Annotated in this window: 11 protein-coding genes; 5 read left to right on the forward strand and 6 right to left on the reverse strand. The window is 73.8% G+C overall.

Annotated features, from left to right (window positions below; genetic code table 11):
• Positions 1-104 precede the first annotated feature (104 nt).
• Both OHU74_RS28610 and OHU74_RS28615 read left to right on the forward strand, forming a co-directional pair.
• Complete coding sequence (locus OHU74_RS28610; protein ID WP_371618525.1) at positions 105-668, forward strand: FHA domain-containing protein; 564 nt, start codon at positions 105-107, stop codon at positions 666-668.
• 85 nt (positions 669-753) lie between these two features.
• Entirely contained in the window at positions 754-1,239 is a 486-nt protein-coding gene (locus OHU74_RS28615; protein WP_371618526.1) for an N-acetyltransferase family protein, read from the forward strand.
• A 33-nt stretch (positions 1,240-1,272) separates the two neighbouring features.
• Here the strand turns inward: OHU74_RS28615 and OHU74_RS28620 are convergent, their stop codons facing one another.
• Both OHU74_RS28620 and treY read right to left on the reverse strand, forming a co-directional pair.
• A complete protein-coding gene (locus tag OHU74_RS28620) occupies positions 1,273-2,559 on the reverse strand; it encodes a M14 family zinc carboxypeptidase (RefSeq protein WP_371618527.1) in 1,287 nt (428 codons plus the stop codon).
• A gap of 107 nt (positions 2,560-2,666) precedes the next feature.
• Positions 2,667-5,039, reverse strand: a complete 2,373-nt coding sequence (gene treY / locus OHU74_RS28625) for a malto-oligosyltrehalose synthase (protein WP_371618528.1) — start codon at positions 5,037-5,039, stop codon at positions 2,667-2,669.
• 82 nt (positions 5,040-5,121) lie between these two features.
• On the opposite strand from treY, the gene OHU74_RS28630 reads away from it, so the two are divergent.
• Positions 5,122-6,468, forward strand: a complete 1,347-nt coding sequence (locus tag OHU74_RS28630; protein WP_371618529.1) for an MFS transporter — start codon at positions 5,122-5,124, stop codon at positions 6,466-6,468.
• Here the strand turns inward: OHU74_RS28630 and glgX are convergent.
• The gene (glgX, locus tag OHU74_RS28635; RefSeq protein WP_371618530.1) at positions 6,465-8,579 is read right to left on the reverse strand and encodes a glycogen debranching protein GlgX; all 2,115 of its coding nucleotides are present in this window, start codon (positions 8,577-8,579) and stop codon (positions 6,465-6,467) included. The genes OHU74_RS28630 and glgX overlap by 4 nt on opposite strands.
• 314 nt (positions 8,580-8,893) lie before the next feature.
• Here glgX and OHU74_RS28640 point away from each other — a divergent pair, with 314 nt between their 5' ends.
• Both OHU74_RS28640 and OHU74_RS28645 read left to right on the forward strand, forming a co-directional pair.
• Positions 8,894-10,201, forward strand: coding sequence for an SAV2148 family HEPN domain-containing protein (locus OHU74_RS28640; RefSeq protein ID WP_371618531.1), 1,308 nt, complete (start codon positions 8,894-8,896; stop codon positions 10,199-10,201).
• 85 nt (positions 10,202-10,286) lie between these two features.
• Positions 10,287-11,012: an exonuclease domain-containing protein gene (locus OHU74_RS28645; protein WP_371619837.1), complete on the forward strand. Its 726-nt coding sequence runs from the start codon at positions 10,287-10,289 to the stop codon at positions 11,010-11,012.
• Between the two features lie 33 nt (positions 11,013-11,045).
• Here the strand turns inward: OHU74_RS28645 and OHU74_RS28650 are convergent, their stop codons facing one another.
• The 3 genes from OHU74_RS28650 to OHU74_RS28660 form a co-directional block, all read right to left on the reverse strand.
• Positions 11,046-12,128 carry a serine hydrolase domain-containing protein gene (locus OHU74_RS28650; protein WP_371619838.1) on the reverse strand — a complete coding sequence of 361 codons (1,083 nt, stop codon included), beginning with the start codon at positions 12,126-12,128 and terminating at the stop codon, positions 11,046-11,048.
• 84 nt (positions 12,129-12,212) lie between these two features.
• A complete protein-coding gene (locus OHU74_RS28655; protein ID WP_371618532.1) occupies positions 12,213-12,902 on the reverse strand; it encodes a hypothetical protein in 690 nt (229 codons plus the stop codon).
• A 23-nt stretch (positions 12,903-12,925) separates the two neighbouring features.
• The gene (locus OHU74_RS28660) at positions 12,926-13,789 is read right to left on the reverse strand and encodes a phosphotransferase enzyme family protein (RefSeq protein WP_371618533.1); all 864 of its coding nucleotides are present in this window, start codon (positions 13,787-13,789) and stop codon (positions 12,926-12,928) included.
• Between the last annotated feature and the right edge of the window lie 7 nt (positions 13,790-13,796).

The following is a 13,796-nucleotide window of genomic DNA, read 5'->3' on the forward strand; positions in this document are numbered from 1 at the left end:
CCCTCGTCTGGCGGCGCTACCCCAACCTGCGTGTCCGGGCCATCATCCCGGGCGCGGCGAAGGAGTTCTGGACACTCTGCCCCTGACGGGCCGACAATCACCCTGTGACGTCGAGTTTCGAGTTCTCCGCCTATCCCGTGCCGCGGCTCTCCGATGCCGAGCGCGACTACGCGCTGAGCAAGCTCAGCGAGGGCTCCGCCATGGGCAAGCTGTCGCACGACACCCTCGTGCGCCGGATCGAACTCGCCCTCGCCGCCCGGCGCTCCGAGGAGCTCGCCGTGCTCACCGCCGACCTCGAGCCGGAGGAGGTCGGCGAGGGCACCTGGACCCGTCGGCTGTTCGGCTGGGTCGGGCGGGCCTCGGCCGTCGGGGTGGGCGTGCGGCGGGCCTGGACCGTGGAGAAGCTGCCCAAGCTGCTGCTCCCGCACCCGAGCGCGGGGGCGTTGCGGATCGGCCGCGATCCGGGCAACGGGCTGCGGCTCAACCACGAGACGGTGTCCCGGGCGCATGCGGAGCTCCGCCTGCGCGACGGGGTGTGGGTGGTCAGGGACCTCGGCTCGACCAACGGGACCACGGTGAACGGGCGTCGGGTGACGGGCTCGGCCGTGGTGCGGGACGGGGACCAGATCGGCTTCGGGCGGATGTCGTTCCGGCTGTCGGCGGGCTGAGGCGTCCCGGGCGAATGAGCCCGGTGGCCTCCGGCCGGGCACCCGGGTGGAGCACGCCCGCGTCCCGCGCGTGAGGATGACACCCATGGAACACACGTCCGCGGCGGCTGCCGCACCCGTCGTACGGCCCGCCCGTCCCCAGGACCTGCCCCGGCTGGACGAGCTGATCCGCGAGCACGTCGCGTACGAGAAGTCCGCGCCCCGCCCGGCCGGTCTCGCCGACCGGCTCGGCGCACAGCTCTTCGCCGAAGACTCCCGGCTGTGGGTGCTGCTGGCCGAGACCCCGGACGGCGCAGTCGCCGGGTACGCCGCCTGCTCGGCCGAATTCGCCTTCTGGGATGCCCGGCACTACCTCCACATGGACTGCCTCTACCTCGCCGAGGAAGCCCGCGGCCACGGCCTCGGCGCCGCCCTGATGGACGGCGTGAAGGACCTGGCCCGCGAGCTCGGCCTCGGGCACGTCGAGTGGCAGACGCCCGACTGGAACGAGGGGGCGATCCGCTTCTACGACCGGCTCGGGGCCACGGGCCGGGCGAAGCGGAGGTACGCGCTTCCGGTGGAGGGTGCGTGACGGCTGCCGTACGCGGTCGGGCGGCCGGGCCGGCTATCCCGCCGCCGCCACGAGGCGCTCGTAGGCCGCCAGGACGACCCGGGACTGGTGCTCCACCTGGGTGGCCACCGGGACCCAGCGGGCCTGGAAGCGGGCCGCGAACTCCTCGCACCAGCCGGTGACCAGCCGGTCCACGGCCGGCGCGGCCGGATGGCCCTGGGCGCGCAGGACCCGTAGCAGCATCGCGGCGGCGCGCAGCGAGAGCCGCCGGCCGAAGGCGTCGATGCTCCCGATGTAGGCCGCGGTGGCCTCGGCCGGAGCCCCGGCGCCGGTCCACTCGACGGTGATCGCGGGGATCAGCGCGAGCGTCCAGTCCACCGCGCGCAGCAGGGCCGCGGCGGCCGGATCCGTACCGCGGACCGCGCCCTCGCGCAGCTCGGCCACGCGCGCGGCGTCTGCGGTGAGCCGGGCGGCGAGCATCCGCAGGGCGCCGCGCGGGTCGGGGTGCGGGGCCGGATCGTCCACCAGGTCCGAGGCCCACATGGGCACTTCGACGATCGCGGTCGTACCGGCGTGGCGGTGCGCGTGGTACCAGGTGCTGAGCCGGGTGTCCTCGGGCTGGAACGCCCCGGCCGCCCCGGCCCCCGGATCGGGCATCACGAAGATCCCCGCCCCGGGGGAGGGCCAGCCGGACGCGTCGGAGGCGCTGGTCTCGACCGGGATGCGCAGCTCGGCGGCCGATTTGCCGAAGGGCTCGGCGAGACCGGGTATGTCCCGGGTGAGCTGGACCCAGGAACCGCCGAGATCGGTGCCGTGCAGGGAGACCTGCAGGGCGGGCCGCAGTTCGTCGATGAGACGGGTGAGGGCGAGGGTCTCCGGCGGGAGACGGTCCGGGGGCAGTAAAGACGGCGCCCACTCGGGCTGTTCGGGGCCGGGAGGCCGGAAGAAGTTCCGGTGGTAGTCGAGGAGCGAGTACGGGCGGGGCGTCCGGTGCAGGGCCGCGCCGTCGGGGTCGGCGCAGAGCAGGAAGTGCCAGGTGGTTCCGGCGGCGGGTTCGCGGATCAGGTGCCGGGCGAGCGCGAGGGCGGTGGCTCCGCCGACGGGTTCGTTGGCGTGCGCACCGGCGACGACGAGCACGTTGCGCGGGTCGGCACCGCCATCGGCCTCTCCATCCGGGTCCGCGGCCGCGGGTCCGACCGAGAGCACCCAGAGCGGCTCCCCGGCCCGGGAGGCGCCGGCCTGGCGCAGGCGCACGAGGGCGGGGTGTTCGTCGGCGAGCGCGCGGGCGGCGAGGGCGAGTTCGTGGGGGGTGGGGTAGCACATGTCACGGATGAGGGTCACAGGTGATCCCATTCCCGTGGGGGGCCCGTGATAGCCGTCTTCGGACACGCAGGCGAACGCCCTCCAGGTCGTCTCTTCCGGACCCGGCAAGATCCGGAAGAGACGGCCTAGCCCTCCCGGACCAGCAGGGCCACGGGCGCCCGGTCCAGCAGCCCGGCCAGGCTGGTCCCGCCCTCGTACGGGGCTTCGCGCGCGGCTCCGAGGACCGGCAGCTCCCGCCACTTCCCCGGTGGCAGCGCGAGGGCCGTGTCCCGCCAGCCTCCCGACCCCGCGAGCAGGTGCGACAGGCGGGTGGCCACCGCCACCAGGCCGGGGGAGCGGGCGAAGGCCACGCAGTGTTCCGCCGCCGGGCCGTAGGCGGGGAGCGGGGCGTAGCCGGTGAACAGGCCGGGACGGCTCCGGCGCAGCCGCAGCAGGGCCGCGGTCAGGGCGAGCTTCTCCTCGGCCGTGCCCCGGGGCGCGGAGCCCGCGTCCAGGCGGGCCAGGGCCTCCCGGGGGAAGACGGCGGGGCGGCGGTTGTCCGGGTCGACCAGGGCCCGGTACTCCGTCTCGGAGCCCTGGTAGACCTCCGGCACCCCGGGCATGGCCAGGTGCAGCAGCGCCATGCCGAGGAGGTTGGCGCGGGCCGCCGCCGCCAGCGGTCCGGGCAGCTCCATGGGGGTCGCCGGGACGTGGCCGGAGACCGTGGCCTCGTACGCCGGGTCCTGCTCGGTCCAGCTCGTGTGCAGGGCGGCTTCGCGGACGGCCTTCAGCAGGGCCTGCTCCAGCCGTTCGGCGCGCTCCGGGCCGGCGTCGCCCAGGCCGAGGGCCGTCTGCCGGGCCACCCAGCCGAGTTGGGGATCCGGGCCGGCCGGAGGGGTCGCGAGGGCCGGGTCCTGCGACAGGGCCGAGATCCGGGCCCGGACGTCCGCGCTGCGCTTGGTGTCGTGCGTGGTCAGCACCGTCCCGGAGCCGGGCCACAGCCGGGCCAGCTCGGCGCAGTACGCGTGGAACTCCGCCACGGTGACGGCCGGGTTCCCGGGATCCCCGCCGACCTCCGTGGCCGACAGGAGCGGGGCGTACCGGTAGAAGGCCCTGTCCTCCAGGGACTTGGCGCGCAGTGCCGCCGAGGTCTGGGCGAAGCGGGCCGCGAAGGCCGGATCCCGCAGCACGAGGTCCCGTACGCCCGCCACCGCGTCCGCGCCGGCCCGCTCGGCGGCCTGCGACAGGGCGGCGGACGCGAGCTCCGGCTCGCCGGGGTAGGGCCGGTAGACGGGGTAGGCGATCAGCAATTCCTGTACCGCCGGGGCCAGTTCCGGGCCGGCCAGTCGCTCCAGTGCCGCGAGTTCGGCGGCCAGGTCGCCGGTCAGGACCTCCCGCGCGCTCGACCGGGCGGTCCGCGACCACTCCGGCTGCCCCGTCGACTCCCGGAAATCGGCGGCGAGTCGGGCCGCCCCGGCCGGGTCGGTGAAGACCCCGTCCACCCGGTGGAGCGCGTCGTACCCGGTGGTCCCGGCGACCGGCCAGGCCGTCGGCAGCCGCTCGTGGCGGGCCAGGATCTTCTCGACCACCACCCAGCAGCCCCGGCCGACGGCGGCCCGCAGCCGCCGCAGGTACCCCTCCGGATCCGCCAGGCCGTCCACGTGGTCGATCCGCAGCCCCTCGGCCACCCCGTCCCGGACCAGCTCCAGCACCTTGGCGTGGGTGACCGCGAAGACCTCGGGGTCCTCCACCCGGACCCCGATCAGCTCCGAAATGGTGAAGAAGCGGCGGTAGTTGAGGCCGGTGCGGGCTTCGCGCCAGTGCGCGGGCCGGTACCACTGGGCGGCGAGCAGCTCCGCCGGATCCAGTCCGGCCGTGCCCTCCCGCAGCGGGAACTCCAGCTCCCCGATCCGCAGTACGGCGCCCCGGTCGCCGAGCGGGCCGTCGTCCCGTCCGCCGTCGAGCCCGTCCCGTCCGTCGCGCCGCCCGTCGTCGCGCCCGTCGTCCCGCCCCTCCACCTTGGCCTCCCGCGGGTCCAGCGGCGCCGCGAGCACCGGCAGCATGAGCTTGCCGCCGCCCGCCTCCCAGTCGATGTCGAACCAGCGTGCGTACGGGGAGTGCGGACCCTCCCGCGCCACCTCCCACAGGGGCCGGTTCAGCCGCAGCGGCGCCGGCAGCGCCATGTGGTTCGGCACGATGTCGAGCACCAGTCCGAGCCCGTGCGCGCGGGCCGCGGCGGCCAGCTCCCGCAGCCCGTCCTCCCCGCCCAGCTCCGTGCGGACCCGGGTGTGGTCGGTGACGTCGTACCCGTGGGAGGACCCCGGGACCGCCTCCAGCACGGGGGAGAGGTGCAGGTGGGATACGCCGAGCGAGGCGAGGTACGGTACCGCTGCCCGCGCATCCGTGAAGGTGAACTCGGGGCGGAGTTGGAGTCGGTAGGTCGACGCCGGGGTAAAGGCTGGCGGAATGTCAGATTCCGGTAGGTCGAATTCAGGACCGGTGCGCTCGGGCAGGCTCATGAGAACGTACGTACCCAGGATGCGGGATTCCGTGCCATTACCCAATGCATCCGGGTGACTGCGCCGGGTTAACGTTGCTCAAGTGTTTGGAACCGTCAACACCTATCGTCAAGTCATCGCCCTGACCGGGCCCCTTCTCCCGCTCATTTCCTTCCTCGCCCGACTGCCCGTCGCCATGTCGCAATTCGGCAGCGTTCTGCTCGTCGCCGAGACCAGCGGCTCCCTGGCCACCGCCGGCATAGTCGGCGGCACCCTCTCCGCCGGGCAGGTGATCTTCGGGCCCGTCCTCGGACGGCTCGCGGACCGCCACGGGCAGCGCCCGGTGGTGCTCGCGGCCGCCGCGGTCAACGCCTGCGCGACCGCCGCCCTCGTGGCCGGGGCACTGACCGGCCTCGCCACCGTCCCGCTCGCCGCGATCGGCGCCGTCACCGGCGCCTCCATTCCCCTGATCGGTCCGCTGGCACGGACCCGCTCCGTGGCCCTGGCCCACCGGGCCAAGGCCGACGAGAGCGTCGTGGGCGCCATCCACTCGCTCGAAGGCACCCTGGACGAGGTCTCCTTCGTCTTCGGACCCGCCCTCGTCGGCCTCGCCACGCTCGTCGCTCACCCGGCCGTCGCCCTCTGCGGCGCGGCCGTTCTCGTCGCCGTCTTCGGCGCCGCCTTCGCACTGCACCCGACCGCCGCCGTCACGGCCGGTGCGCCCGCGAGGCTCCGTACGGACAAGGGCCGGATCCGGGTCCGGCCGCCGCGCGTCGTCTACTCGGTCCGCGGCTCGCTCGCCCTCCAGGGCGCCATGTTCGGTGGCTGCCAGGCCGGAATCGCCGCCCTCACCGCACAGTTGGGCGTCCCCGGCCAGGCCGGCATCGTGTACGCCTGCATGGGCGTGGTCAGCGCCGTCGTCGGGCTCTCGCTCGGCGCGCTGCCCGCCCGCTTCGGGCTGCGGCTGCGCTGGCGGGTGGCCACCGCCGCCGCACTCGTGCTCTCCGTGCCGCTGGTCTTCACCGACACCCTGTGGCCGCTGTACGTGGTCGTCACCGTGCTCGGGGCCGCCTACGCCCCGCACCTGATCACCGCCTTCGCCCTCACGGAGCGCGTCGTCGAGCCCTCCCGGCTCGCCGAGTCGATGGCCTTCGCCGCCAGCTCGCTCGTCGCCGGACAGGCCGCCTCGCTGGCCGTCTCCGGGCGGCTCGCCGAGTGGTACGGGCCCTCCGCGGCCTTCGCGGTGGCCGTGGGGGCGGCCGCCCTGTGCCTGACCCTCGCCCTCGTCACCCGGGTGCCCTCCGCCCGCACGCACGCCCCGGCGGCCCAGTCCCCGGCCGTCCCCGCGGAGTCCGAAAAGCTGGAGTCCGCGACCTCGGAGGCCGCAGCCGCGCCGTCCGCAGCCGTGCGCTCCGGATCCGCCGCACCCGTCCTCGAGGGCGCCGCCTAAGCGGGCCGCTGGAGCACCACCAGACACCGTCCTGTCAGCGTCACCCGGTCACCGGCCGCATACTGCGGCCCGGTGCCGGGTGGCAGTACATCCGCCCGCGCCGTGTCCACGACCAGGCGCCACTGCGCGCCGTGCCCGGCCGGGACCGTGAAGTCCTGTGGTTCCGCACCCGCGTTGAACATCAGCAGGAACGAGTCGTCGGTGATCCGCTCCCCGCGGGACCCCGGCTCCGAGATCGCCTCCCCGTTCAGGAACACCGCCAGGGCCCGCGCGTGCTGAGCCTGCCAGTCGCGGGCCCGCATCTCCTCGCCGTGCGGGGTGAACCAGGCGATGTCCGAGAGGTCGTCGTGCGTCCCCTCCACCGGCCGGCCGTGGAAGAACCGGCGCCGCCGGAACACCGGGTGCTCGCGCCGCAGCCACACCATCCGCCGGGTGAACTCCAGGAGGGCGGGCGCGGGTTTGCCGGGCTCCGGCCACTCCACCCAGGACAGCTCGTTGTCCTGGCAGTAGGCGTTGTTGTTGCCGCTCTGGGTACGGGCGAACTCGTCGCCGTGGCTGATCATCGGCACGCCCTGCGAAAGCATCAGCGTGGCCGCGAAGTTGCGCATCTGCCGCTCGCGCAGCTCCATCGTCTCCGGGTCCTCGGTCGGACCCTCCACCCCGCAGTTCCAGGACCGGTTGTGGGTCTCGCCGTCCCGATTGCCCTCGCGGTTGGCCTCGTTGTGCTTCTCGTTGTACGAGACCAGGTCGTTGAGGGTGAAACCGTCGTGGCAGGTGGTGAAGTTGATCGACGCCAGCGGGCGCCGCCCGTCGTCCTGGTAGAGGTCGGAGGAGCCCGTCAGCCGCCCCGCGAACTCGGCCAGCGTGCGCGGCTGCCCGCGCCAGAGGTCCCGTACCGTGTCCCGGTACTTGCCGTTCCACTCGGTCCACAGCGGAGGGAAGTTGCCCACCTGGTAGCCGCCCTCGCCCAGGTCCCAGGGCTCCGCGATCAGCTTGACCTGGCTCACCACCGGATCCTGCTGCACCAGGTCGAAGAACGAGGACAGCCGGTCCACCTCGTGGAACTGCCGGGCCAAGGTGGCCGCCAGGTCGAAGCGGAAGCCGTCCACATGCATCTCGGTGACCCAGTACCGCAGTGAGTCCATGATCAGCTGGAGCACGTGCGGGGAGCGCATCAGCAGCGAGTTCCCGGTCCCGGTGGTGTCCATGTAGTGCCGGGGATCGTCCGCGAGCCGGTAGTACGAGGCGTTGTCGAGTCCGCGGAAGGAGAGGGTCGGGCCCAGGTGGTTGCCCTCGGCGGTGTGGTTGTAGACCACGTCGAGGATCACCTCGATCCCCGCCTCGTGCAGGGCCCGGACCGCCGACTTGAACTCCAGCACCTGCTGGCCGCGGTCGCCGGAGGCGTAGCCGTTGTGCGGGGCGAAGAAGCCGATGGTGTTGTAGCCCCAGTAGTTGCTGAGCCCGTCGTCGACGAGGCGGTGGTCGTTGACGAACTGGTGGACCGGCATCAGCTCCAGCGCGGTGACGCCCAGCTTGGTCAGGTGCCCGATCACGGCCGGGTGGGCCAGCGCCCCGTACGTGCCGCGCAATTCCTCGGGGAGGTCCGGGTGGCGCATCGTCAGGCCCTTCACGTGGGCCTCGTAGAGCACGGTGTGGTGGTACTCGTGGCGCGGCGGCCGGTCGTTGGCCCAGTCGAAGTACGGGTTGACCACGACCGAGCTCATGCTCTTGGGCGCCGAGTCCAGGTCGTTGCGGGAGTCGGGGCGGCCGAAGTGGTAGCCGTACACCTCCTCGCCCCATTCGACGCTCCCGGCGATGGCCCGCGCGTAGGGGTCCAGGAGCAGTTTCGCCGCGTTGCAGCGCCGGCCGCGCTCGGGCTCGTACGGGCCGTGCACGCGGAACCCGTAGCGCTGGCCGGGCATCACCCCGGGCAGGTAGGCGTGCCGGACGAAGGCGTCGGTCTCGCGCAGTTCGACCGCGGTCTCCGAGCCGTCGTCGTGCAGCAGGCACAGTTCGATGCGGCGGGCGGCTTCCGAGTAAACCGCGAAGTTGGTGCCGGCGCCGTCGTAGGTGGCGCCCAGCGGATAAGCGTGTCCCGGCCAGACCTGCATGGATGGCGACTCTTCCGTTCCGTGTCGGGCTACTGTGCTGGCCTTCTGCGGCGAGGACCACGTCACTGCCAGATCTTCCCCGAAAGAGGGGCCTCACGCGGGGACTTGGGAGGGTCCTACCGGGTGACCCGGAGAGCTGATAAGAGGGTCGGCGGACCGTGGGTACATCGGATGACGGGGACATCGGATAATGGGTCAACGGACAGCCGCTGTACGGACCGTCGGCCCGCATAGGGCTGCAGGGGGCCCTGCGCGCGGAGTACCCTTCCGTGATCACTGGAGACGGGCGTCCAGACGCAGGAGGCGGTGCACGGGTGAGCTCGGGAGGTCTGGAGCTGCCCCCTGGTGACAGCGGTCACGAGGGAGGCCCGGCGGACGCCGCGGGCACGGCGTCGGGCGGGCTGCCCGCCGGAGCGGTGTCGCTGGCCCCGCCGGAGTCCGGGAGGACCGGCCGGGAGCCGGCCGGAGCCGGGACCGGGGCCGAGCTGGACTGGGGCGCGGACGCCTGGAGCGAGGTCCGCACCCGGGCCCAGCGCGCGGGCCGTGCGTACATCTGGCTGAATCTGGTCGAACAGCGGCTGCGGGCGGTGGTCGGGGCGGTGCTCCGACCGGTCTACGAGCCCGTGCACGGCGGGGGCGGGGACGACTGGGTGGTCGCGGCCGCCGGGCCCGCCGGGCAGGAATGGGTGCAGCGCGCGGTCGCGGTACGGGAGGTCAGCCGGCGCAAGGGCTACCTGCTGGACTCCGCCGACGACAACGTGCTCAGCTTCCTCACCCTGCCGCAGCTGCGCGAGCTGATGGTCCAGCACTGGCCCTGCTTCGAGCCGTACTTCGACGACCGGCGCGACATCGAACAGGCCCTGGACGAGCTCGAGGTCACGCGCAACGTCGTCTCCCGCAACCGCGCCCTGTCGCGGGCCGTCCTGGAACAGGCCGAGCGGGCCTCCGCGCGGCTGCTGGAGGTACTGGGCGGCGGCGCGGGCTCGCCGTCGGCGGACCGGCTGCCGATCGACGCCGTCGAGGACCTGGTCGGAGACCGCTACGCGGACGTCATCTCCGTCCATCCGGACCGGGTGCGGCTGCAGCGCCAGCTCCCGGCGGAGGACCTGTTCGGCGGCGCGCGCCGGCTCGACGCGATCGGCATAGGCCTCAACCTGCTGGTCCAGAACTTCTCGGGCCGAAGACTCGTACGCCTCGCCGAGGCCGGCTGCCGGGTGCGGCTGCTGTTCCTGAACCCGGCGAGCAGCGCCGTCAAACGGCGCGAGCGGGAGCTCGGACTGCGCAAGGGCGAGCTGAGCCGCTCGGTGGAGATGAACATCCTGCACGTGCGGCGGGTCCGGGCGGGGCTGCGGGACGCCTCGGGCTTCGAGATCCACGTCTTCGACGAGACCCCGCGCTTCACCGCCTACCTGGTGGAGGGCGAATCCTCGGGCATCGCAGTGGTCCAGTCGTACCTGCGCCGCGCCCGCGGCATGGAGGCCCCCGTCCTGGTCCTGCGCGGCGGCGGTCGCGGCGCCCCGCGCGAGGCCGGGCGCGACGGCCGCGATGCCGAGCACGGACTCTTCCCGACGTACCGTGAGGAATTCGAGTCGATCTGGCAGGATTCCCGCCCGGTGTCCTGACTGTCAGTGGCCCGTGGCAGGCTGAAAGTCGTTGACCGAAGTACGGGTACGGGTGGGGGAGGGGCACGGGGTGGACTTGCACGGCATGGGGGACTGGCACGGCGGAGTGCTGATCGGGTTCGACCTGGAGACGACCGGTACGGAGCCGGGGGAGTCGCGGATCGTGACGGCCGCGGTGGTCGAGGTGCGCGGCGGCGAGGTCTACGGCCGGTGCACGTGGCTCGCGGATCCCGGGATACCGATCCCGGAACAGGCCTCCGCGATCCACGGCATCAGCACCGAGCGGGCGGTCGCGGAGGGCCGGCCGGTGCGGGAGGTCGCGGACGAGATCGCGGCGGCGCTGGTCGAGCACTGGCGGGCCGGGGCGATCGTCGTCGCCTACAACGCGGCCTTCGACCTGACCCTGCTGACGGCCGAGCTCGCCCGGCACGGACTGCCCTCGCTCGCCGACCGGCTGGGCGGCGCGGAGACCGGGCCCGTGGTGGATCCGCTGACCATAGACCGGGCCGTCGACCGCTACCGGCGCGGCAAGCGCACGCTGGAGGCGGTCTGCGGGGTGTACGGGGTCACCCTCGACGCCGCGCACGACGCCGGGGCGGACGCGCTGGCCGCGGTGGGCGTGGCCCGTGCGATAGCCGCCCGCCACCCGGAGGTGGCCGCCCTCGCCCCCGCCGCCCTGCACGCCCGCCAGGGCGACTGGCACGAGCGCTGGGCCCGGGACTTCCAGGCGTACCTGCGGGGGCAGGGCAGCCCGGACGCGGTGATCGACCCGGCGTGGCCGCTGCGGGGGCTGGTGGCCGCGGGGGCGTGAGCCCGGACCGTCGGGACCGTCATCGGGCGCGGTTCAGCTCCGGCACAGGCCCCTGTCCACGACGTCCTCCAGACGGGCCGTGACCGCCGGGTCCGCCGGGATCGCGGTCACCGTGACGTGGGCGGCGCGGCCGTCATCGGTGGCTCCGCCCCGGGTCTCGTATCCAGGGATGTCACCGCCGTGGCCCCAGTAGACACCGCCGCACGACAGCGGCCTGCTCACGATCCCCAGTCCGTAGCCGGCCCCGGAGTCCCCGATGGGGACGGTGGTGCGCATCTGGGCGAGCTGGGCCGCCGGGAGGAGCCGGCCGGCCAGGAGCGCGCCGAAGAACCGGTCGAGGTCGGAGTCGGTGGAGATCAGCTGGCCCGCCGCCCAGCCCGCCGAGGGGTCGATCTCCGTGACCTCCCGCACCGGCGCGCCCGCCGGGTCCCACTGGTAGCCCCGGGGGTGCGGTTCCCGGACGGTCGTGTCCCCGGGGGCGGGGAAGTAGGTGTGGCGCAGCCCGATGCGCCGGATGACGCGCTCCTCGATCTCCTCCGCGAGGGGCAGGCCGGTGACCTCCTCGATGATCAGGCCGGCCACCACGTAGTTCGTGTTGCTGTACTGCCATCTCGCCCCCGGGGCGAACTCGGCCGTGCGCCGCAGGGCGAGGTCCAGGAGTTCGCGGGGGTCGAGGTACTGGCGCCGGAGCATGTCGTCGCCGACGAGGTCCTCGTAGTCGGGAAGCCCGCTGGTGTGCTGGAGGAGCCTGCGGACGGTGATCTCGCGTCCGTCGATGCCCTCCCCGCGGACGAGCCCGGGCAGATAGGTGTCGACGGAGGCGTCGAGGTCGATCCTCCCCTCGCCGACCAGCTGCAGGGTGACCACCGCCGTGAACACCTTGGTGTTGCTGCCGATCCGGACCTGTCCGTCGACCGGCACCGGCGAGCCGGTGGCCAGGTCGCCCACCCCCGAGGTGTAGGTCCGGGTACGGCCCTCGCGGTCCTCGACGCTCGCCAGCGCGGCGGGCAGGCCGTCGGAGCGCACCAGCGCGTTCAGGCCCCGCTGCACGCCGTCCGGCCCGGCGGCGGACGAGGCGGCGGATGCGGCGGGCGGCGCCAGGACGGCCGTCGTCATGAGGCCCACGACCACGGCCAAGGCCGCCGCGGCCGGCCCTGCCTGCTCACGCACGAGCCAACTCCTCCGGGGATCTTCGGGACGTCAACGGTCGTTCCAGGCCTGCTTCTCCGGCTCCTGCGGATCCCACCGGCCCCGGTACTCGATGTGGACCTCGCGCGCGTTGCCGAGGATCCCGTCGAGAGAGTGGAACTCGGTGCAGTAGTGCGCGTAGCCGCCGGAACGTGCCACGTGCCCGGGACCGTACAGGGCGATGTCGAAGAAGTGGCGGGCGGTCTCGCGGAACAGCTTCGCGCTGCCGGTCATGAAGAGGGTGTCGGCGTGGAGGTGCTGGTGGAACAGGTCCCGGTTCTCCGCGTGATGGCGTACCCGCAGCTCGCCGGCCCCGGCTTCGGTGAAGGACGCCGGAGCGGGCGGCGCCACGGTCTGCCGGCGGCCCGGACCCAGCCTCGCGCGCAGCTCCTTCCAGCGGGAGGGCGGGAACCGCAGCGAATGGTGCAGCAGGACGAGGTCGAGCCGCCGCGCGCCGGGGTCCAGCGGATCGGCCTCGGGATCCGTGTTGGTCCGGATCGGCAGGTGGATCAGCGAGCGGGGGGAGGAGGCGGCCATCGACCACAGCCCGGCGGTCAGCCGTGCGGCGTGCCGGTCGAGGGAGAGGTTCAGGAACCGGTCCCGGTCGACGAGCACCGCGCGGGCCGGCGGCCGGGCCGGGCGGATGACCTTGAACTCCGCCTGGCCGAGCCGGGCCTGATGGATGGTGACGGGTATGTTCATATGCGGGAATTGATACGGCACCGCTAGAACGGGTGCCAGCGGGTTTCCGTGTCGCCCTCGCGCAGGGAGTCGACCCGGCGGCGGAATTCGGCCAGGGCCTTCGGGTTGGCCGGGGCGTGCTGGGAGACCCAGGCGCAGCTGGCCGTTTCGCGGGCGCCGCGCAGGACCGTGCAGCCCTCCCATTCGCGCACGTCCCACCCGTAGGCGGTCACGAACGCCTCGTAGGACCCGGCGGGCAGGCCGTAGCGGTCGCGGGACAGGGCCATCACCACCAGGTCGTGTTCGCGCAGGTCGAAGGAGACCGTCTCCAGGTCGACCAGGAACGGTCCGTCCGCGCCCACGTGGACGTTGCGGGGCAGCGCGTCGCCGTGGATCGGGCCGGGTGCCAGGTGGGGGGTGAGGGCGGCGACCTCGGAGGCGTACCCGTCGCGGCGGGCCCGCAGGTACTGCGCGTCCGCCGGGTCGATCGCCTCGCCCGCGAGCCGGAGCCAGCGCTCGACCCCGCCCAGCAGATCCCGCGGGGGCAGTACGAAGGGGGGCGCGGGCAGGGCGTGGATCTGCCGCAGCAGCACCGCGAGGTCCTCGGGGCCGGCGGGGCGGACCGCGTCGGGGAGCCGGTGCCACACCGTCACCGGGTGCCCGTCGACCAGCCGGGGCTCCGGCTCGGCCGCGCGGACCGCCGGGACCCCGGACTGCGCGAGCCAGCCCGCCACCGCGAGCTCCAGCTCGGCGCGGGGCAGCAGCGCCGCCTCCCGGCCGACCTTGGCGACGAGGCCGTCGCCGAGCGCGAAGACGGCGTTCTCGCCGAGGGCCAGCAGCTCGGGGGAGTCGGCCCGTGCGGCGAGGCCCGCCGCCGTCAGTGCGTCCCTGGCCCGTGCCTCGTCCATGCCGTTC

The organism is Streptomyces sp. NBC_00454 (genome assembly GCF_041434015.1).
Taxonomy (GTDB): domain Bacteria; phylum Actinomycetota; class Actinomycetes; order Streptomycetales; family Streptomycetaceae; genus Streptomyces.

What these genes read in the sequence shown, in the direction of transcription:
- OHU74_RS28615 (WP_371618526.1), top strand. Translation starts at nt 754, where the DNA reads ATGGAACACACGTCCGCGGCGGCTGCCGCACCCGTCGTACGGCCCGCC.
- glgX (WP_371618530.1), bottom strand. Translation starts at nt 8,579, where the DNA reads ATGCAGGTCTGGCCGGGACACGCTTATCCGCTGGGCGCCACCTACGAC.
- OHU74_RS28650 (WP_371619838.1), bottom strand. Translation starts at nt 12,128, where the DNA reads ATGACGACGGCCGTCCTGGCGCCGCCCGCCGCATCCGCCGCCTCGTCC.
- OHU74_RS28645 (WP_371619837.1), top strand. Translation starts at nt 10,287, where the DNA reads ATGGGGGACTGGCACGGCGGAGTGCTGATCGGGTTCGACCTGGAGACG.
- treY (WP_371618528.1), bottom strand. Translation starts at nt 5,039, where the DNA reads ATGAGCCTGCCCGAGCGCACCGGTCCTGAATTCGACCTACCGGAATCT.
- OHU74_RS28655 (WP_371618532.1), bottom strand. Translation starts at nt 12,902, where the DNA reads ATGAACATACCCGTCACCATCCATCAGGCCCGGCTCGGCCAGGCGGAG.
- OHU74_RS28660 (WP_371618533.1), bottom strand. Translation starts at nt 13,789, where the DNA reads ATGGACGAGGCACGGGCCAGGGACGCACTGACGGCGGCGGGCCTCGCC.